At 64.5% G+C, this 19,847-nt stretch carries 14 protein-coding genes; 10 read left to right on the top strand and 4 right to left on the bottom strand.

Going from position 1 to position 19,847, the window contains the following annotated elements:
- Positions 1 to 23 precede the first annotated feature (23 nt).
- Together ACQCSV_RS10895 and ACQCSV_RS10890 are read left to right on the top strand one after the other, a co-directional pair.
- Entirely contained in the window at positions 24 to 1,052 is a 1,029-nt protein-coding gene (locus ACQCSV_RS10895; RefSeq protein WP_354155856.1) for a TerC family protein, read from the top strand.
- A 122-nt stretch (positions 1,053 to 1,174) separates the two neighbouring features.
- Positions 1,175 to 2,590, top strand: a complete 1,416-nt coding sequence (locus ACQCSV_RS10890) for an MFS transporter (RefSeq protein WP_354155855.1) — start codon at positions 1,175 to 1,177, stop codon at positions 2,588 to 2,590.
- On the opposite strand, the gene ACQCSV_RS10885 is transcribed toward ACQCSV_RS10890, so the two are convergent.
- Genes ACQCSV_RS10885 through ACQCSV_RS10870 form a run of 4 tightly spaced genes read right to left on the bottom strand, consistent with a single transcriptional unit; the run spans position 2,564 to position 8,421 of the window.
- Positions 2,564 to 3,925: an alpha/beta fold hydrolase gene (locus tag ACQCSV_RS10885; RefSeq protein WP_426939556.1), complete on the bottom strand. Its 1,362-nt coding sequence runs from the start codon at positions 3,923 to 3,925 to the stop codon at positions 2,564 to 2,566. The genes ACQCSV_RS10890 and ACQCSV_RS10885 overlap by 27 nt on opposite strands.
- Positions 3,926 to 3,947: 22 nt before the next feature.
- Positions 3,948 to 4,448 (bottom strand): GNAT family N-acetyltransferase, encoded by a 501-nt coding sequence (locus tag ACQCSV_RS10880; protein WP_354155854.1) that lies wholly within the window; start codon positions 4,446 to 4,448, stop codon positions 3,948 to 3,950.
- Between the two features lie 44 nt (positions 4,449 to 4,492).
- Positions 4,493 to 5,863, bottom strand: a complete 1,371-nt coding sequence (locus ACQCSV_RS10875; RefSeq protein WP_354155852.1) for a CoA transferase — start codon at positions 5,861 to 5,863, stop codon at positions 4,493 to 4,495.
- A gap of 11 nt (positions 5,864 to 5,874) precedes the next feature.
- Entirely contained in the window at positions 5,875 to 8,421 is a 2,547-nt protein-coding gene (locus ACQCSV_RS10870) for a DEAD/DEAH box helicase (RefSeq protein WP_426938404.1), read from the bottom strand.
- 97 nt (positions 8,422 to 8,518) lie between these two features.
- On the opposite strand from ACQCSV_RS10870, the gene ACQCSV_RS10865 reads away from it, so the two are divergent.
- The 8 genes from ACQCSV_RS10865 (at position 8,519) to uvrC (ending at position 19,829) form a co-directional block, all read left to right on the top strand.
- Positions 8,519 to 9,304, top strand: a complete 786-nt coding sequence (locus ACQCSV_RS10865; RefSeq protein ID WP_354155850.1) for a trans-aconitate 2-methyltransferase — start codon at positions 8,519 to 8,521, stop codon at positions 9,302 to 9,304.
- 150 nt (positions 9,305 to 9,454) lie between these two features.
- Positions 9,455 to 11,200, top strand: a complete 1,746-nt coding sequence (locus ACQCSV_RS10860; protein ID WP_354224018.1) for an ABC transporter ATP-binding protein — start codon at positions 9,455 to 9,457, stop codon at positions 11,198 to 11,200.
- Positions 11,197 to 13,011, top strand: coding sequence for an ABC transporter ATP-binding protein (locus ACQCSV_RS10855; RefSeq protein WP_426938403.1), 1,815 nt, complete (start codon positions 11,197 to 11,199; stop codon positions 13,009 to 13,011). The genes ACQCSV_RS10860 and ACQCSV_RS10855 overlap by 4 nt, the downstream gene beginning before the upstream one ends.
- Positions 13,008 to 13,388, top strand: a complete 381-nt coding sequence (locus ACQCSV_RS10850) for a GntR family transcriptional regulator (RefSeq protein WP_354155847.1) — start codon at positions 13,008 to 13,010, stop codon at positions 13,386 to 13,388. The genes ACQCSV_RS10855 and ACQCSV_RS10850 overlap by 4 nt, the downstream gene beginning before the upstream one ends.
- Before the next feature lie 47 nt (positions 13,389 to 13,435).
- Entirely contained in the window at positions 13,436 to 16,363 is a 2,928-nt protein-coding gene (uvrA, locus tag ACQCSV_RS10845) for an excinuclease ABC subunit UvrA (protein WP_354155846.1), read from the top strand.
- A gap of 78 nt (positions 16,364 to 16,441) precedes the next feature.
- Positions 16,442 to 17,155: an HAD hydrolase-like protein gene (locus tag ACQCSV_RS10840; RefSeq protein ID WP_354155845.1), complete on the top strand. Its 714-nt coding sequence runs from the start codon at positions 16,442 to 16,444 to the stop codon at positions 17,153 to 17,155.
- Entirely contained in the window at positions 17,142 to 17,810 is a 669-nt protein-coding gene (locus ACQCSV_RS10835) for a lysophospholipid acyltransferase family protein (RefSeq protein WP_282330735.1), read from the top strand. The genes ACQCSV_RS10840 and ACQCSV_RS10835 overlap by 14 nt, the downstream gene beginning before the upstream one ends.
- A gap of 12 nt (positions 17,811 to 17,822) precedes the next feature.
- Positions 17,823 to 19,829, top strand: coding sequence for an excinuclease ABC subunit UvrC (gene uvrC, locus ACQCSV_RS10830; protein WP_354155844.1), 2,007 nt, complete (start codon positions 17,823 to 17,825; stop codon positions 19,827 to 19,829).
- The last annotated feature ends 18 nt before the right edge of the window (positions 19,830 to 19,847 follow it).

The raw sequence follows: 19,847 nt of genomic DNA, 5'->3' as shown, positions 1-19,847 counted from the left end.
CTGTACCCTGCGAAAGGCTACCCGTGCCCGAATTACCCGTATGGTTTGAGGTCGGCTCACTTGTCGTCCTCGGCTTGATCCTCCTCATTGACCTTCTGCTGGTCGTCCGGCGTCCCCATGAACCTTCCATGAAGGAAGCCGGCCTGTGGGTTGCGTTCTACGTCTCCCTGGCCCTGCTGTTCGCCGGGGCCATGTTCTTCTTTACCGGCGCCGAATTCGGCGGCCAGTTCGTGGCCGGCTGGGTCACTGAATACAGCCTCAGCATCGACAACCTGTTTGTCTTCATCATCATCATGGCCCGCTTCTCCGTGCCCCGTAAGTACCAGCAGGAAGTCCTGATGGTGGGTATCATCATCGCCCTGATCCTGCGCGGCATCTTCATCCTTCTCGGCGCCATCGTGATTGAGCAGTTCAGCTGGGTGTTCTACATCTTCGGCGCGTTCCTGCTCTGGACAGCCTGGAAGCAGGCCCAGGATGAAGGCGAAGACGAAGAGGACAAGGAAAATCCGCTCATCGCCCGGATCCGCAAGGTCATCCCCATGTCGGAGAAGTTCGACGGCGGCAAGCTGCGCACCACGGTGGACGGCAAGAAGGTCTTCACGCCCATGCTGATCGTGTTCATCACCATCGGCCTGACCGACCTCCTCTTCGCGGTGGACTCGATTCCCGCGATCTTCGGCCTGACGCAGAGCCCGTTCATCGTCTTCACCGCCAACCTGTTCGCGCTGATGGGTTTGCGGCAGCTGTACTTCCTGTTGGGAGGGCTGATGAACCGTCTGATCTACCTGAAGCACGCGCTGTCCTTCATCCTGGCGTTCATAGGTGTGAAGCTGGTTCTGCACGCCATGCACGTGAACGAGCTGCCGTTCATCAACGGCGGTCACCACATCGAATGGGCCCCGGAGATTCCGACATTGGTCTCCCTGGCCGTCATCGTGGGCACCATCATCGTTGCCGTGATTGCCAGCCTCCTGAGCTCCAAGGCAGAGACCTCCCACCTGGACCCCCGCCTCGAGGAAGACGCCCAGAAGAGCCTCAGCGAAGCCGAGTAGGCTTTCTCCGCGTTTCGTTGACGCAAACTGCATTTCCACTGATCCCGTCCGCACTGCGGCCGGGATCAGTGACTTAATCTGCCCCCTGTAGGACCTGGCCGCCCGAGGACTATGCTCGGACCATGGCCCGCACCCTGATCACGGAAAGAGGAGTGCGCCAGGTGCAACGGCGCACCGTGGTGCTGCTGAGCGCGGCCCAGGTTTTCGGCGGCATCGGCACCGGAGCCACGGTTTCCATTGGTTCCATCCTGGCCGTGGAACTTTCAGGTTCCAGCGTGTGGGCGGGTGCCGTGGCAACGGTGATGACCTTGGGGGCCGCGCTGACTGCCCTGCCCCTGGCTTCGCTGGCGGACCGGCGGGGCCGCCGGGCCGGGCAGGTCACGGGGCTTTCCGCCGCTCTGGCCGGCACTGCGCTGATAGTGCTGTCCATCGTGTCCGGCTTGTTCGTCCTGCTGGTGCTGGGGGGAGTGGGCATCGGGGTGGGCACCGCGGCCAGCCTGCAGGCACGCTTCGCCGCCGTCGACCTTGCGGATGCTGAACACCGCGGCAGGGCGCTTTCCGCAGTCGTGTGGGCTGTGACGGTCGGCGCAGTGGCCGGACCCAACCTGATCCAGCCCGGCACCGTTGTGGGCCTGGCCCTCGGTCTGCCTCCCGTCGCCGGACCGTTTGTGATCGCCGCGGCCGGACTGCTGCTGGCGATTGTGCTGCTTTTCGCTGGCCTCAGGCCCGATCCGCTCCTGTTCGCACGGGAAATCGCCGCCCAAGAGACCGCCGCCCAGCCAGCTGGCGGGAAAATGCAGGGCACGCCGCCAGGTACGGCAAATCAGCAAGGCGCCACAGCGCGCAACGCAGTCGGGGGATCGCTCGTCCGCGGGCTGCGGGCAATCCGCCAGTCCAGGGCTTCCTGGCTGGCGCTTGCCGCCGTCGTCGGAGCGCACGCCGTGATGGTGGGCGTGATGTCCATGACCCCGCTGCATTTGCAGGAACTCGTGGCCGGGCCTGGTGCTTCCCATGCCGGCCACGCCGCCTTCGGCGATGTCCTGGTGATCATCGGCTTCACCATCTCCCTGCATATCGCAGGCATGTTCGCGTTGTCGCCGGTCATGGGCTGGCTGACGGACAAGGCAGGCAGGACTGAGACAATCATGATCGGCTTCGCCACGCTCATCGCGGCCGTCGCCGTCGCAGGGTTTGGCCAGACGTCCACCGTCGCGGTGGCCGTGGGACTTGTCCTGCTGGGCATTGGCTGGTCTGCGGCAACGATTTCCGGATCCACACTGCTGGCGGAGAGCGTTAGCCAGGAGTCCCGTGTGGTGGTCCAAGGTGTCTCGGACATGCTGATGGGCACCGCCGGTGCGGTCGGCGGGGCCACCTCCGCCCTGATCCTCAGTTGGGCCGGCTACCTGGGGCTCAACATGGCAGGCGGCCTGGTGGGGGCTGCAGTGCTGACCGCCGCCGTCGTTGTTTTTGTGGCGCGCCGCCGCAACCCCACCGCCGGCACAACCACCGGTTCAGTTGGCGGCTCTGCTGCCGGCTGAGCCGGCAACCGAGCGCACCATACCCAGAAGCCGCCCGAAAATAGCCTCGCCGTCGTCCGCTATGCCGTCATGGTGGAAGTCGGCCGTCTCCCATACCCGGAGTCCGCGCACGGCAGCCGCCGTCTCCAGTGACAGGCTGCGGTCCACGTAAATGTCGTCCTGGTAAACCGCGGCGGCGACCGGCACGCTGTTCGCGGCCAACTGTTTGGGGTCATACAGCGGCTTCCAGTCAGTTTTAGTGGCCAGTAGATGGGCCACCTGCCGCAGCGGCACCAAGGCGGGATCCTGTTCGAAATACCACGGGTACACCATCTCGCCGGTCAGCAGCAGCGCTTCCGCATCCGGGTGGAATGCCGGATTTTCCTGCAGCACACGCCAGGCAGCCCAGTCGGTCGCCTGTCCCTGCCCGTAGATGGACTCGTGCAGCAGGGCATAGAGCGGGTTCGCCAGGCGGGACACGATGCCCTGGACCTGCTCCAGGAAGGCATCGGAGAGCCTGTTCCCCTGTGGTGTCTCGGTGAAGGCGTCTTCCAGCAGGTAATGCAGGCCGTCTACCCGCGTGTTTCCGCCCAGGAAGGAGCCCACCATCTGGAACCGTTCAACTGTGAGCCGGCCGCCGTCGGGAAGGAACTCCTCGGTCTGCCGAAGGTGCGATGCGATCGCGTTCACTGTCTGGCGGTCCTCCGGATACCAGCTGAAGTACTCGGTGTTGCGGGCCGCAACGCGGTCGAAGGTGGCGCGGTAGACGTCGTCGGCGTGGCCGGCGAGCGGCGCCAACCCGCCCGTGATGAGGGCTTCCTTCAGCCCGTCCGGGGCAAAGGACAGGTACGTCAGCGCACAGAATCCGCCATAGCTTTGGCCGTAGATGCTCCAGGGGCCGGAGCCGAGCGCCGCCCGGATGAGCTCCGCGTCGGCCACGATGGAATCAGCACGGAAATGCTCAAGGTACCCAGCCTGTGCCTCGGCCGTTCCACGCGCCGGCAGCGTGTTCCGGTCAAGGGGAGTCGAAAGCCCGGTGCCGCGCTGGTCCAGCATCAGGATCCGGAAGTCCCGGGCTGCCGCCTTGCTCCAGCCGCTCAGCGAAGCCAGCCGGTTGCCGCGGCCGCCCGGGCCGCCCTGGAGGAACAGCAGCCAGGGAAGCGCTTCGGCTTCAGCCTGGGTATGGGCCGACGAAACGTACTCACGGGCGAAAACGGTGATGGTCTCAGCGGCGCCGTCGCCGCTCTCCGGCGGGAAGTGGTCCAGGGGAACGGTGAAGTAGTGCTCGGCGGTGCGCATGCCCCGGAACTCGTGCCGGGCCTTCACAAAATGCGGGACAGGGGTCCGCGTCTGCATGATTTCGGCGGAAGCGTCGCGCTCAGCCACGGATGGACGCCGCCGTCCTGGTGCCAAAGCTCTCCAGGGCGTCGCCGGTCAGCCGGAACGTGGACCAGCCATCCAGGGGACGGGCGCCGAGGCTGCGGTAGAAGTTGATGGACGGCTCGTTCCAGTCCAGGACGCTCCACTCCACCCGGGCGTAGCCGTTCTCGACGGCGGTGGCAGCCAGGTGCTTCAGCAGCGCCTTGCCGTGCCCCTCGCCGCGGGCGTCCGGGCTAACGTAGAAGTCTTCCAGGTAGATCCCGTGGACGCCTTCCCATGTGGAGTAGTTCAGGAACCAGAGGGCGAACCCCTGGACCTCGCCCGCGCTGTTCTCGGCCATCGTGGCAAACACGCGCGGGTTCTCGCCGAACAGGACCTCCGCCAGCATTTCCGGGGTGTTGCGGACTGCGTCCGGTTCCTCCTCGTAGATGGCCAGATCGTGGATCATCTGCAGGATGGCGGGGACGTCTTGCCGCGTGGCGGGGCGGATTACACTCATGGTCCGAGTTTACTAGCGGGCCCGTGGTCTATGCCGCAGGATCGCTATTGCCAGCGAAGCTGGGATGTCCCGTAGCGGACTGGTCCCTCACCGTATTCAAGCGGCGCACCGTCCGCCATGATGGGTGGTCCAACGCACCGTAGCCGGCCGTAGGGGCTCTCCATCACGCGGTAGTCCGGTTCAGGCAGGGAAACGCCGTGGCCAGCCAAGGCGGGGAGCCTGAACAATTCTTCGGCGGTGCGGGCCAGGGAAAGCCGGGCCGCGCCGCCACGTCCGCTGCGCAGCCGTTCGGCCAGCAAGGCAAGTGCTGCCGCCGCCAGGCCATATCCGGTGGCATGGTCAAGCGCCTGCACAGGCAGCGCCCCCGGCCGCCACCCGTCATCGGTCGTCCGGCCATACCGTCCGGCTATGCCGCAGGCGGCCTGCACCAGGCTGTCGAAACCGCGCCGTCCTTTCCAGGGCCCGCCGCTTCCCCACGCACTGAGGGTGACGATCACGACGTCGGGCCGTGCCTGAAGCAGCGCTTCGGGCGCCAGTCCGAAACGGTCCAGCCCGCCGTCGCGGTATCCCGTGACCACCACGTCGGCAGATTCAATAAGACCCCTGACTGTTTCCATCACGTCCGGCTCCCGGAAGTCCGCCTCCGCGCTGCGCTTGTCAAAGCCGGAGTCAACAAACACGTCGCTCAATTCCGGAAGCTGGGGCGGGTCGATGCGCAGCACGTCCGCACCCAGGGCGCCCAGGAGGCGCGTGGCCGCGGGACCGGCAATGACGCGGGTCAGGTCCAGCACCTTGAGCCCGAGCAAGGGGTGGCGCGAAACTGCCCCTGGAACCCACCGGGGGAGCTGACGACTCTCACTGGCGTCCGTCGATGGCCGGGAGATGCTGATCCACGGCCCGGCGCTGACCGTCCCATACATTGGGGTGGCGGCCCACTGCTCCCGCGTGCGCACAGCAGCAGCGACGCCCTTGTTGGCCGTAATGGCATCCTCGGCTGCCAGGGACGTCATGCTTCGCAGGGCCCGTTCCACATCCTGTGCCGTGCTGACGGAGAGTGCCGCCATCAGCCGGGCTGCGTGGTGGGGATAGTTGGCGTGCAGGCGGATCCAGCCGTCCGACGTGCGCCGAAAGCCGGATGCCGGAGCGAATCCTTGGGGTTTCCCGCCTGCGATCCGCAGGTGTCCGAGCGAATCGAAGGACGCCGCCGTGGCTCCGGATGCCAGCGAATACCTGCCCGGCACACCAACCAGTGCGTTCAGTGATGTCGCTGCTGCCTGGACCGCCCCCAAGGCCAGCCCCTCGACGTCCAGCGCGCCGTTCCACCACTGCCGCGGACCGTTGGCGGGCGCCACGGGCTGGCCCTCAAGGGCTTCCAAAACCCGAAGGCTGCCGGTCAGGTCGGGGACGGATTCCACGGGGCCACAGCCTAGAGCCGGTTGACGTCGGTGACCCGGACCACTGCCGTACCGGTTTCGTCGGAGGCCGCCAGGTCCACTTCCGCGGAGATGCCCCAGTCATGGTTGCTCGCCGGATCGTCGAAAATCTGCCGGACCTTCCATAACCCGGGCTCTTCGGTGATCATGAGCAGTCCGGGGCCGCGGGCATCCGGGCCGGTGCCGATGTCGTTGTGTTCGTCGAAGTAGTCGTCCAGGACGTCTTCCCAACGGTCGGCACCCCAGCCTGCGCCGCCGTCGAGCTCGCCCAGGGCAGCTGCGTTCTCGTCCGCGAACAGTTCCACACGGCGGAACATCTCGTTGCGGACCATCACACGGAAGGCCCGGATGTTGGACGTCAGCGACGGCGGCGGGGGAGGGGGAGCGTCGTGCGGGGTAGGCATGGCGCCGGACGTCAGCTCCTCCCATTCGTCCAGGAGGCTGGAATCCACCTGCCGCACCAGTTCGCCAAGCCAGGCGATGAGGTCCTCAAGGTCCTCCCGGAGCATGTCCTGCGGTACGGTCTGGCGCAGCGCCTTGAAGCAGTCGGCGAGGTAGCGCAGCACAATGCCCTCGGAGCGGGCCAGCCCGTAGAACTGGACGAACTCGCCGAAGTTCATGGCGCGCTCGAACATGTCGCGGACCACGGACTTGGGCGCCAGTTCAAAGTCGCCCACCCAGGGCGCGGCCTTGCGGTAGACCTCGAAGGCTTCGCCCAGGAGTTCCGCGAGCGGCTGCGGATAGGTGACGTCCTCCAGCATGGCCATGCGCTGGTCGTACTCGATGCCATCAGCCTTCATCGCGGCAATCGCCTCCCCGCGGGCCTTCTTCTGCTGCGCGGAGAGGATCTGGCGGGGCTTTTCGAGAGTCGCCTCGATCACCGACACCACGTCCAGGGCGTACGACGGCGAATCCGGGTCAAGGAGCTCCAGCGCCGCCAGTGCAAACGGCGAGAGCGGCTGGTTCAGGGCAAAATTGGCCTGCAGATGGACGGTGAGCCGGACGGTCCTGCCGTCGTGGCCCTGCTCTTCTGCCGGGATGCGCTCCACCACCTCAGCGGCAAGGAGCTCCCGGTAGATTCCCAGGGCTTTTTTCATCAGCCGCAGCTGCGAGGACCGGGTCTCGTGGTTTTCGGTCAGCAGCCGGCGAGCCGCCGTGAACGGGTCGCCCGGCCGTTCCATCAGGTTCATCAGCATCGAATGCGTCACGCTGAAACTTGAGGTCAAAGGATCGGGCACGGATTCCACAAGGCGCTTGAAAGTGGGTTCACCCCAGGAAACGAAGCCCTCCGGCGGCTTCTTCTTGACAACCTGGCGGAGCTTCTTTTGGTCGTCACCAAATTTGGCGGTGGCCTTGGCCATGGCCTTCACGTTTTCGATCACGTGTTCCGGGGCCTGGACCACGACTGTCCCGGCGGTGTCATACCCCGCGCGGCCGGCCCGTCCGGCAATCTGGTGGAACTCCCGGGAGTTAAGCGGACGGGTGCGTACGCCGTCGTACTTGCTCAGTGCGGTGAGCAAGACGGTGCGGATGGGCACATTGATGCCCACGCCCAGCGTGTCCGTACCGCAGATCACCTTAAGCAGGCCCGCCTGGGCAAGCTGTTCCACGAGCCGCCTGTACTTCGGCAGCATGCCGGCGTGATGGACGCCGATACCGTGCCGGACCAGCCGGTTGAGCGTCTTGCCGAAGCCTGCGGCGAAACGGAAATTCGCGATCAGCTCGGCGATCTTGTCCTTCTCTTCGCGGGTGCAGACGTTGATGCTCATCAGCGTCTGGGCCCGGTCAATGGCCTCGATCTGGCTGAAGTGCACCACATAGACGGGGACCTGGCGCGTGGAGAGGAGTTCCTCGAGCGTTTCGTGGACCGGCGTCTGGTGGTAGTAGTAGTGCAGCGGAATGGGACGCTCGGCTGAACTCACGGTGGTGGTGGGCCGTCCCGTGAGCTCGGTGATGCCGGCCTCGAACCGGCTGACATCACCCAGGGTTGCGGACATCAGAAGGAACTGGGCCTGGGGCAGTTCCAGCAGCGGGACCTGCCAGGCCCAACCACGCTGGGGGTCGGAGTAGAAATGGAATTCGTCCATGATGACCGCACCGAGTTCGGCGTCGGCCCCTTCACGGAGGGCGATGTTCGCGAGAATTTCTGCCGTGCAGCAGATAATCGGCGCGTTCTGGTTCACGCCGGAGTCACCGGTGATCATGCCAACGTTTTCTGCACCGAAGATGTCGCACAGGGCAAAGAACTTCTCGGAGACCAGCGCCTTGATGGGGGCGGTGTAGTAACTGCGCTGGCCCCGCGCCATGGCCTGGAAGTGCGCCGCGATGGCCACCAGCGATTTGCCGGAACCGGTGGGCGTGGCGAGGATGACGTTGGCACTGGTGGCCAGCTCCATGATGGCCTCGTCCTGGGCAGGGTACAGCTCCAGGCCCCGGCTTTCGGTCCACTCCAGGAATTGGGTGTACAGGGCGTCCGGGTCGATGCCTGCGCCGGAGGTGTTTGGGGCGGGCAGGACAGGCAGCTGGTCAACGAGTTTCATTGATTTCCAGCTTAGTGCCCAGCCGGTGCCTGATATCCGGGCGGGCCGGTATTAGGCTCGCGGTACTGCCATGGAGCACCAGGCGATGGAGGTAACTGTGAAGTGGGACCCCGTAAAGTACGTCCAGTTCGACGACTACCGCGACCGGCCCTTTTTCGACCTGACGGGGCGGATCCAGGCGGACCGTCCACGGCGCGTTGTGGATCTGGGCTGTGGTCCAGGGAACCTCACGGCCATCCTCGCCCGGCGATGGCCGGAAGCGAAAGTGGTGGGGCTGGATTCGTCCGGGGAGATGCTGGACAAGGCTGCCGCGCAGGCAGCCCGCCATGCGGGCCTCAGCTTCAGGCTGGCGGATATCGCGGCCTGGACGCCCCCGGCTGACACCGACGTGGTGGTCACCAACGCCGCCCTTCAGTGGGTGCCGGGCCACCAGGAAATGTTGGCGGGCTGGCTGGCGGCGCTCAAGCCCGGTGCCTGGTTCGCCATGCAGGTGCCGGGAAATTTCAACGCCCCGTCCCATGTCCTGATGCGGGACCTCGCGGGTTCGGCCCGCTGGTCTTCCCGGCTCGTCGGGGTACTTCGCGGTGGGGACTCCGTGGGCGAGCCCACAGACTACCTGCGCATCATGCTGGACGCGGGCTGCACGGCGGATGCTTGGGAAACCACGTACCTGCAGGTCCTCACAGGGGTGGACCCGGTGCTGGACTGGGTTCGGGGCACGGCGTTGCGCCCGGTCGTGGCGGCCCTTTCAGCCGAGGACAGCCTCGCCTTTGAAGCCGAGTTTGCGGCGGCCCTGCGTGCCGCGTACCCGGGAACGGTCCACGGCACGGTGTTTCCCTTCCGGAGGATCTTTGCCGTAGCGCAAAAGCAGCCCAGCACATAAACTCCATTCGTTTGAAGTTCTCGACATGGTCGGCAATGCCCTGTGACTAAGAAGAGAATGTGATGCTGGTTACAATGACGAATGCGGCTCCTGGGGATGGCACAACGGCCGGACCCTGACCAGCCTCCCAAATCCCGTCCTGGAGGTGCGATGCTTTTCGGCTTAATGGTCCGGCTTCTGGCTGGCCATAAGGGTGCCGTGGCCGCGATCGCTGCTCTCCAGCTCGTCCAGACCGCAGGCAACCTACTCCTGCCCACTGTTAATGCCGCCATCATCGACGACGGCATCGTGGCCGGGAACACCCCGGAAATCTTCCGCCTGGGCACTGTGATGGCTGTGATCGCCGCGGTCCAGGCAGCGGCGGCCATCGGCGCGGGCTACATCGGGGCAGTGGTGGCTATGAAGATCGGGCACCAGCTGCGCGCCGAGGTCTTCAGCAGGATCCAGTCCCTCTCTTCCCAGGAGGTGGCGGCCTTCGGCACACAAAGCCTCGTCACCAGGGCCAGCAACGACACCCAGCAGATCCAGTCGTTCACCGTCCTGGTTTTCACCACGCTGGTGGCGGCGCCGGTTATGGCGGCTGGGGGCGTCCTGCTGGCATGGCAGCAGGACATAGTGCTTTCAAGCGTCGTAATCGCCATCATGCCCATCCTGCTGCTGATCATGTATCTTATCGTCCGGCGCCTGGTGCCCCTTTACCGGCAGGGCCAGGAGCTCCTGGACCGGACGGGTGAACTCCTTCGCGAGCAGATCATCGGCGCAAATGTGATCCGTTCCTTCGTCCGGCAGGGACACGAAACACGACGGTTTGCGAAGACCAACAGCAGCCTAACCGGCAACAACCTTCAGTCGTCGCTGTTGGTTGCCGGCATGCTGCCGCTGATCATGATTGTGGTCAACCTGTCATCGGTGGCCGTGGTGTGGTTCGGTGGCCATCGGGTTTACGACGGCGGGATGAACATCGGCGCCCTCACGGCCTTCATCGCCTACATCCTGCAGATCCTGCTGGCAATCATGATGGCCATGTACGTGTTTATGACAGCTCCGAGGGCCGCCGCCTGCGCAGAGCGGCTGGGTGCCGTGCTCAACGCAAAACCATCAGTCCAGTACCATCAGATGTCCCGTGGGACCGGCCATGGGAGCCCACTGGATGGCGGCAGCGTCACCTTCAGGAACGTGAGTTTCTCCTACCCCGGCGCCGAAAATCCAGTACTTGAAGACATCAGCTTCACAGCCCGGCCAGGAACCATCGTTGCAATCGTCGGTTCCACGGGCAGCGGAAAATCGACACTCTTGAGCCTGGTGCCCCGTTTCGTGGACTCCACGGCCGGAACCGTCAGCATCGGCGGCCGGAACATCTGTTCCATGCCCTTGGATGTCCTCCGCCGGACCATGGCGGTTGTGCCGCAAAGGTCGCATCTTTTCTCCGGAACCATCGCCGATAACCTGCGCGTCGCAGCTCCGCAGGCATCCGACGGCCAGCTGTGGGAAGCCATGGAGACAGCCCAGGCGGCCGGCTTCGTCCGTGCGCTGCCACTGGGTATGGACACAGAGGTCGGGCAGGGGGGAACCACCCTCTCGGGCGGCCAGCGGCAGCGCCTCTGCATTGCACGTGCCCTCCTGCGGAGAGTTCCCGTCTATCTGTTTGACGACAGCTTTTCCGCGCTGGACTTTGCCACCGAGGCCCGAGTGCGGGATGCCCTGGAGTTGGCACTTCACGGCGCAGTGGTCATTGTCGTGGCGGAGCGGATCTCCACCGTTGCCGGCGCCGGCCAGATCCTGGTACTCGACGACGGCCGGTTGGTCGCAGAGGGGACGCACCTGCAGTTGCTGGAGACATCTGCCACCTACCGGGAAATCGCCGGGTCCCAACTGGCACTGGGCGACGCGCCATGATGGCTGTATCCGGCACCGGGGCGGCGTCCAACGGCTTCTGGCCCACTGCACGACGTGTCCTTGCATTGCTGCGCCCGTCGCGGGGCCGGATGCTGGGTGCCGTTGCGGCCACCTGCGCTTTTGTGTTCCTCAACGTAGCGGCGCCGAACTACCTCGGTGATGCCACCGATGTGGTGGTGGATGGGGTCTACAGCGGAGTGCTCGATGGGCAGCGGCTGGGAATCCTGCTGGCCGCCGTTGCCGCGATGTACGTCGGAGCTTCCCTGTTCAACTGGATCCAGGGAGCGTTGACAGCCAACGCGGTACACGGCCTGATGTATGGCCTCCGGGCATCCGTCCAGGCCAAGCTGCACCGGCTTCCTTCCACGTACTTCCAGACGCAGTCCAGGGGAGACGTCCTGAGCCGCGTCACCAACGACATCGACAATATTTCGCAAGCGCTTAGCCAGGTCCTCACGCAGCTGATTATGTCCATTCTGATGCTCAGCGGTGCCCTGGCCATGATGCTGTGGATCTCTCCTCTCCTTGCACTGATCGCTCTTGTTTCCGTGCCGCTGTCCACCCTTATCACCGTTCTGGTGGCCCGGAAATCCCAAGCACATTTTGCCCTTCAGTGGACCGAAACGGGTGCCTTGAACGCCCACGTGGAGGAGTTCGTCACCGGGCACGAGGTCATCAAGGCCTTCGGGTACCAGGACCAGGCGGCTGCAGCCTTTAAGGAAAGCAACGACCGCCTTGCCAGGGCATCGGCACGTGCCCAATATTCATCGGGCCTTGTACAGCCGTTGATGGTCCTCATTGCCAATGTGAATTACATTGCCGTGGCGGTGGTGGGGGCGCTCCAGGTCACCACGGGGGCCATGACCATCGGCGGGATCCAGGCGTTCATCCAGTTCAGTCGGCTTTTTACCCAACCTGTGGGCCAGATCGGCGGCATGCTCAACGTCATCCAGTCCTGCGTGGCATCGGCGCGCCGCGTGTTCGACCTGCTCGATGCTGAGGAGCTACCTGCTGAGCGTGAAGGTGATGGCCGCGAAGCCGGTCCGGGCGGTCGGATTGTGTTCAGCGATGTCACGTTCGGCTATGTCCGGGCTGACCCGGTGGTCCGTGGACTCTCGTTCACGGTGGAACCGGGCCGGACTGTGGCAATTGTCGGCCATACGGGCGCCGGCAAGACCACCATTGTTAATCTCCTCCAGCGGTTCTATGAGGTCGACGCCGGCAGCATCACCATCGGCGGTACCAACATCGCTGATATTCCGAGGGACGTCCTGCGTGAAGGTTTTGGGGTGGTGCTCCAGGATGCGTGGCTGTTTTCCGGCACCATCAAGGAGAACATCGAATACGGCCGGCCTGGGGCCACAGATGCTGAGGTCACCGCGGCGGCAGAGGCGAGCCATGTGGACCACCTCATCAGATCGCTGCCCGCCGGATACGACACGGTGCTGGGCAACGGCGGAGAGCCGCTCAGCCAGGGGCAGCGCCAGCTGATCTCCATCGCCCGGGCGCAGTTGGCGAACCGCACTGTGCTGGTCCTGGACGAGGCAACCAGTTCGGTGGATTCCCGTACGGAGGCCCTGATCCGCCAGGCTACTCAGAGGCTGCGCCGCGGAAGAACAAGCTTTGTCATCGCCCACCGTTTGTCCACTGTCCGGGACGCTGATCTAATTCTGGTCATGGAACACGGACGCATCGCAGAACAGGGAACCCATCGAAGCCTCTTGGCAGCCAACGGCCGCTATGCGCGGCTGTACAACGCGCAGTTCGCCGGGCGTGCCGGCCGCACCGGCACGTTGGAGGCCGGACGATGACCTCAGGCGGTCCGTTCCCCGGCACCTGGAAGCCCAATCAGTCGAGCACGGTGCCACTGTTTGAACAGCTGCGCCTGCACGTAATCCGTCTGGCGGACGGTGGCGCCCTTCCGCCGGGAACCAAGCTGCCGGCGGTGCGTACGTTGGCGGGGCTGCTCGACGTCGCACCCCACACCGTTGCGCGGGCGTACAAGGAGCTGGAGGCAGCCGGTGTGGTGGCTACGAACGGCAGGAACGGCACCCTGGTGTGCGCGCGTGATGAGCGGGAGGATGCGCTGTCCCTTGCCGCCAACTCCTATGCATCGGTGGCAAAGGCCCAAGGTGCCACCTTTGCCGAAGCAGTCAAGCTACTGGCAGCAGCGTACGACGCCGGCTAGCCGGGCCCGCATGGAAATTCGAAGAAGTTTTCGATTAGCATTAGTGGGTGCCTAAAGCCGTAGCTGAAGAAACAGCAGTCGAATCCGTCCCCGTCGCCGTTACCCGGGCCTCAGCCATGCCTGCCCGGCCAGACCTCTCCCGCCTTGTGGTTAAGGGCGCGCGGGAGCATAACCTGCGCAATGTGGACCTGGATCTGCCCCGTGATGCCATGATCGTTTTCACCGGGCTATCCGGCTCCGGGAAGTCATCGCTGGCATTCGACACGATCTTTGCCGAGGGCCAGCGGCGCTACGTTGAGTCCCTGTCGGCCTATGCCCGCCAGTTCCTCGGCCAAGTGGACAAACCGGATGTCGATTTCATCGAAGGCCTCTCGCCTGCGGTATCGATTGACCAGAAGTCCACCAGTAAGAACCCCCGCTCCACGGTTGGCACCATCACCGAAATTTATGACTACATGCGTTTGCTGTGGGCACGCGTGGGTCGGCCGCATTGCCCCGTTTGTGGCGAGGTTGTGGCCCGGCAGACGCCGCAGCAGATCGTGGACCAGCTGCTTGAGCTTGAGGAGGGCACACGATTCCAGGTCCTGGCGCCGGTGGTACGTGGGCGCAAGGGCGAGTTCGTGGACCTCTTCAAGGAGTTGACAGCCAAGGGTTATTCGCGTGCCCGGGTGGACGGCGAGCTGATCCAGCTGAGCGAGCCCCCCAAACTCGGCAAGCAGTTCAAGCACACCGTTGAAGTGGTGGTGGACCGCCTGGTGGTCAAGGAAGGCATCAGCCAGCGCCTTACGGATTCCGTTGAAACGGCGCTTGGCCTGGCCGAAGGCCGGGTACTGGCCGAGTTCGTCGATCTGGACGCAGACGCGCCGGGACGGCTGCGGGCATTTTCGGAGAACCTCGCCTGCCCCAACGAACACCCCCTGGCCATCGATGAAATCGAGCCGCGCTCCTTCTCGTTCAACAATCCCTTCGGCGCCTGTTCCACGTGCAGCGGCATCGGTACACGGCTCGAGGTTGACGAAGAACTGATTATTCCGAACCCGGAGCTGTCGTTGTCCGAGGGCGCCATCGCGCCGTGGTCACTGGGCACCGCGACCACTGAGTATTGGAACCGCCTGCTCGAAGGGCTGGCAAATGAGCTTGGATTCTCCATGGACACACCCTGGGAGAAGCTGGGCAAGGACGTCCGCCAGACTGTCCTGCACGGCAAGGACCACAAGGTGGTTGTCCAGTACAAGAACCGCTTCGGACGGGAACGCAAATACAGCACCGGCTTCGAGGGTGCCATCCAGTACGTCCACCGCAAGCACGGTGAGACGGACTCCGAGTGGGCCCGCGACCGCTATGAAGAATACATGCGGCAGATCGCGTGCCCCGCGTGCAATGGCGCCCGGCTCAACCCCGCCTCGCTGTCCGTCCTGATCAACGGCAAGTCCATCGCAGATGTAGCGGCCATGCCCATGCGGGTGTGCGCGGACTTCCTGAACAACCTGGTCCTGACCGGCCGCGAAGCCCAGATCGCCCACCAGGTGCTTAAGGAAATCCAGGCCCGGCTGACCTTCCTGCTCGACGTCGGGCTGGAATACCTGAACCTTGAGCGCCCCTCCGCCACCTTGTCCGGCGGCGAAGCGCAACGGATCCGCCTCGCCACCCAGATCGGTTCCGGCCTGGTGGGCGTCCTTTACGTCCTGGACGAGCCCTCCATCGGCCTCCACCAGCGCGACAACCGCCGGCTCATTGACACCCTGACGCGGCTCCGGGACATGGGAAACACGCTCATCGTAGTGGAACACGACGAGGACACCATCCAGGTGGCGGACTGGATCGTTGACATCGGACCGGGCGCAGGCGAGCACGGCGGACAGGTCGTCCACTCCGGTTCGTACCAGGACCTCCTGTCCAACACCAAGTCACTGACCGGCGACTACCTGTCCGGACGCAAGAAGATCGACATCCCCAAGAAGCGGCGCAAATACGACAAAAAGCGTGAGCTGAAGGTCGTCGGGGCCCGTGAAAACAACCTGGTCAACGTTGATGCGGCCTTCCCCCTGGGCCTGTTCACCGCCGTGACCGGCGTCAGCGGCTCCGGCAAGTCAACGCTGGTCAACGAGATCCTCTACAAAGTGCTGGCCAACAAGCTCAACGGCGCCAAGCAGGTAGCGGGACGCCACAAGAGCATCATGGGCCTGGAGCACCTGGACAAGGTGGTGCACGTGGACCAGAGCCCCATCGGGCGCACCCCCCGGTCGAATCCCGCCACGTATACCGGTGTCTTTGACAACATCCGAAAGCTCTTCGCCGAAACCACCGAGGCCAAAGTCCGCGGCTACCTGCCAGGGCGGTTCTCCTTCAACGTCAAGGGCGGGCGCTGCGAAGCTTGCGCCGGTGACGGCACACTGAAGATCGAAATGAACTTCCTGCCGGACGTCTACGTTCCCTGCGAGGTGTGCCACGGCGCACGCTACAACCGGGAAACCCTTGAAGTGCACTACAAGGGCAAAACCATCGCGGATGTGCTCAACATGCCCATCGAAGAAGGTGCGGAGTTCTTCGCAGCCTTCTCGCCGATCGCCCGGCACCTGAACACGCTCGTGGACGTGGGCCTCGGCTACGTCCGGCTGGGACAGCCGGCAACCACCCTCTCCGGCGGCGAAGCCCAGCGCGTCAAGCTTGCCGCGGAACTGCAGAAGCGCTCCAACGGACGCAGCGTCTATGTCCTCGACGAGCCCACCACGGGCCTGCACTTCGAGGACATCCGCAAGCTACTGATGGTCCTGCAGGGACTGGTGGACAAGGGCAACACGGTGATCACCATCGAACACAACCTGGATGTCATCAAGAGCGCCGACTGGATCGTGGATCTTGGACCGGACGGCGGTTCCGGCGGCGGGCAGATCGTGGCCACCGGCACTCCCGAGCAGGTGGCGAAATCCACCAAGAGCCACACGGCATCCTTCCTCGCGGAGATACTGACTTAGGCGGTTGGCTTCCAAGGACGTATGCCGTGTCGGGCATGCGAGTTTCGGGCATGCTCGGTGTCGTGAGAAACTAAGCCGGTGACTCAAACAACAGTGCCCGTGATCTTTGACCTGGACGGCACTCTTGTCGATCCGGCCGGCGGTATATCCGACGGAATCGCAGCCGCCCTTGCCGCCGCAGGTCTGCCGGTTCCCGGCCAGGACGTCCTGCAGTCGATGATCGGCCCGAAACTAAGCGACGCACTCCAGAGTGTCTGCAAGGTTCCGGCCGAGATGCTCGATGAAGTCATCCGGACGTACCGGCAGTACTACCTGGCCACGGGGATAGCCCAGAGCCTGCTGTACCCCGGGATCAAGGAAGTGCTGGAGACTTTTGCTGCGGAAGGCAGGCCCGTGGCCGTCGCCACGCAGAAGCCCGAGGGGCTGGCCCAGATCGTGCTGGGCCACCACGGCATCGCCGGGCTGTTCCAGTCCATCCGGGGTTCGGCAGACAACGAACTCTCAACGGACGGTCCGGTAGGCAAGGCAGAGATCATCGCCGCCGCACTGACCGACCTGTCCACCCAGCATGCCGTTATGGTGGGTGACCGCGCCCAGGATGTGGCGGGAGCCATCGCCAACGGGCTAGACTGCATCGGCGTGGGCTGGGGATTCGCCCCCGACGGCGAACTCGAGGAAGCCGGGGCCGTCACCGTGGTGGACACCGCCGCGGGCATGCTCGCCGCCATCGGGCGCCTCGAAGCCATCCGCACCGCCGCGATGAGTGAGGTGCGCAACGATGGCGCTGTTTGAGGCGGTCCGCTGGACATTTCGCGGGCTCGTGGCGGGCACCTGCCGGCCCACCGTCGTCGGCCTTGAAAATGTCCCAAAAGAGGGGCCCTTCATTGTGGCGCCGAACCATCTCTCCTTCTTTGACAGCGTCATCGTCCAGGCACTGATGCCGCGGCCGGTGGCCTTCTTCGCCAAAGCCGAGTATTTCACCACGGGTGGCGTGAAGGGAAAGGTCATGAAATCCTTCTTCGAGTCTGTGGGCTCCATCCCCGTGGAGCGTGGCGAGCAGGCGGCGAGCGTCCAGGCGCTCAAAACTCTCTTGGACATCCTGGAGTCCGGCAAGGGCATCGGCATTTACCCGGAAGGCACACGGTCGCGGGACGGTATTCTCTACCGCGGCCGCACCGGTGTGGGTTGGCTTGCACTGGCAACCGGAGTTCCCGTGATCCCGGTCGGCCTGATCGGGACGGAAAATCTGCAGCCGGCCGGTGAGAAGGGCTTCAGGCCGCATCACTTCACCATGAAGGTGGGGGAGCCTCTGTATTTCGACAAGACCGGACCGGATCATTCGCTGCCGGCGCGCCGCCAGGTGACGGACCGCATCATGGATGCAATCGCCGAACTCAGCGGCCAGGAACGCTCCACCAGCTACAACCAAAGTAAGAGCACGGATTAGTAGAATGAAGTAGTGGCAGATCCAGCAACGTACCGGCCCCAGACGGGTGAAATTCCCACGAACCCCGGGGTGTACCGGTTCCGCGATCCACACGGCCGGGTCATCTACGTCGGCAAGGCTAAAAGCCTTCGCTCGCGCCTGAATTCCTACTTCGCGAACCCGGCGGGCCTGCTGCCCAAAACCCACGCAATGGTCCACACGGCCAGCAGCGTCGAGTGGACGGTGGTGGGCAGCGAGCTGGAGTCGTTGCAGCTGGAATACACTTGGATCAAGGAATTCAAGCCCCGGTTCAACGTGGTCTTCCGCGACGACAAAACCTATCCGTACCTGGCCCTCACCATGAGCGAGAAGCTCCCTAGGGTCCAGGTCATGCGGGGGGACCGCCGCAAAGGCACCCGGTATTTCGGCCCGTATACGGCCGGCGCAATCAGGGAAACAATGGACACTTTGCTACGGGTTTTTCCCGTCCGCAGCTGCAGCGCCGGCGTTCTCAAACGGGCCCAGGCAAGCGGCCGGCCTTGTCTGCTGGGCTATATCGATAAATGCTCCGCTCCCTGTGTTGGCCGGGTCACCCCGGAGGAACACCGGGTCTTGGCGGAGGACTTCTGCGCGTTTATGGGCGGTGAGGCTAAACGCTTCATCACCAAGCTCGAAAAGCAGATGGCCGAGGCTGTCAGCACTCTCGACTACGAGCGTGCCGCGAGGCTCCGTGACGACATCACCGCGTTGCGGAAGGTCTTTGAGCGTAATGCGGTAGTGCTCGCCGACGACACCGACGCCGATGTCTTCGCGCTGCACGAGGACGAACTGGAAGCCGCCGTCCAGGTCTTCCACGTCCGGGGCGGCCGGATCCGTGGCCAGCGCGGCTGGGTGGTGGAAAAAGTTGAGGATGCCACCACCCCGGATCTGGTGGAACACCTGCTGCAGCAGGTCTACGGCGACGACGGCGACAGCCATGGGCGGCTGCCCCGCGAAGTCCTGGTGCCCGTAGAGCCCAGCAACGCGGCGGAACTGACAGAATGGCTCGGCGGCCTGCGGGGAGCCAAGGTGGATATCAGGGTGCCGAAGCGCGGCGACAAGGCTGAGCTGATGTCCACTGTCCGTGAAAACGCCGAACACGCGCTCAAACTGCATAAGACCCGCCGCGCCGGGGACCTCACCGTACGCTCCCAGGCACTCCAGGAACTGCAGGAAGCACTGGACCTGCCCGTGGCGCTCCTGCGGATCGAATGCTACGACGTCTCCCATGTCCAGGGCACCAACGTCGTGGCGTCCATGGTGGTGGTCGAGGACGGGCTGCCCAAGAAGTCCGACTACCGGAAATTCTCCGTCACCGGGGCCGCCGCTGCGGACGACACCGCCGCCATGCATGATGTCCTGACGCGGCGCTTCCGGTATTACCTGCAGGATAAGTCGGCGCAGGTCGAGGCGTCCGCCCTGCCCGGGCATCAAGCCGCAGTGAAAGCAGCCGCCGATGCCGCCGTCCTGGACACCACTACGGCGGCGCCGCGAGCAAAATTCGCGTACCCGCCCAACCTGGTGGTGGTCGACGGCGGCCAGCCCCAGGTCAACGCCGCAGCCCGGGCGCTGGCAGAGCTTGGCATAGAGGATGTGTACGTCGTGGGCCTGGCCAAACGGCTTGAGGAAGTCTGGCTGCCGGACAGCGACTTCCCCGTGATCCTGCCCAGGACATCGCAGGGACTCTATCTGCTGCAGCGGATCCGTGACGAAGCCCACCGCTTCGCCATCACCTTCCACCGGCAAAAGCGCGGTAAGGCCATGACCGTCTCGGCGCTGGACGGCGTGCCAGGCCTTGGCGAGTCCAAACGCAAGGCACTGCTCACCCACTTCGGGTCCGTCAAGGGTGTCAAAGCCGCCACCGCGGCCGAGCTCACGTCGGCGAAGGGCATTGGACCTTCCCTTGCCAACGCCATCGTGGCCCACTTCAGCGGCGCAGATGCGGCCGGCGATGCAGTTCCGGCCGTGAATATGGCCACCGGCGAAATTATTGAAACCTAGGTAGGGTAAAGAACGCAG

The sequence above is a fragment of the Pseudarthrobacter sp. S3 genome (assembly GCF_050156905.1).
Lineage (GTDB): Bacteria > Actinomycetota > Actinomycetes > Actinomycetales > Micrococcaceae > Arthrobacter.
The sequence above is the reverse complement of the archived record's forward strand: the minus strand, read 5'-3'. Positions and strand labels throughout refer to the sequence as shown.

Bases quoted from the DNA above. Each gene is read 5' to 3' on its own strand.
- ACQCSV_RS10890 (WP_354155855.1), top strand. From the start codon at position 1,175: ATGGCCCGCACCCTGATCACGGAAAGAGGAGTGCGCCAGGTGCAACGG.
- ACQCSV_RS10885 (WP_426939556.1), bottom strand. From the start codon at position 3,925: ATGCAGACGCGGACCCCTGTCCCGCATTTTGTGAAGGCCCGGCACGAG.
- ACQCSV_RS10880 (WP_354155854.1), bottom strand. From the start codon at position 4,448: ATGAGTGTAATCCGCCCCGCCACGCGGCAAGACGTCCCCGCCATCCTG.
- ACQCSV_RS10870 (WP_426938404.1), bottom strand. From the start codon at position 8,421: ATGAAACTCGTTGACCAGCTGCCTGTCCTGCCCGCCCCAAACACCTCC.
- ACQCSV_RS10860 (WP_354224018.1), top strand. From the start codon at position 9,455: ATGCTTTTCGGCTTAATGGTCCGGCTTCTGGCTGGCCATAAGGGTGCC.
- ACQCSV_RS10855 (WP_426938403.1), top strand. From the start codon at position 11,197: ATGATGGCTGTATCCGGCACCGGGGCGGCGTCCAACGGCTTCTGGCCC.
- ACQCSV_RS10850 (WP_354155847.1), top strand. From the start codon at position 13,008: ATGACCTCAGGCGGTCCGTTCCCCGGCACCTGGAAGCCCAATCAGTCG.
- ACQCSV_RS10835 (WP_282330735.1), top strand. From the start codon at position 17,142: ATGGCGCTGTTTGAGGCGGTCCGCTGGACATTTCGCGGGCTCGTGGCG.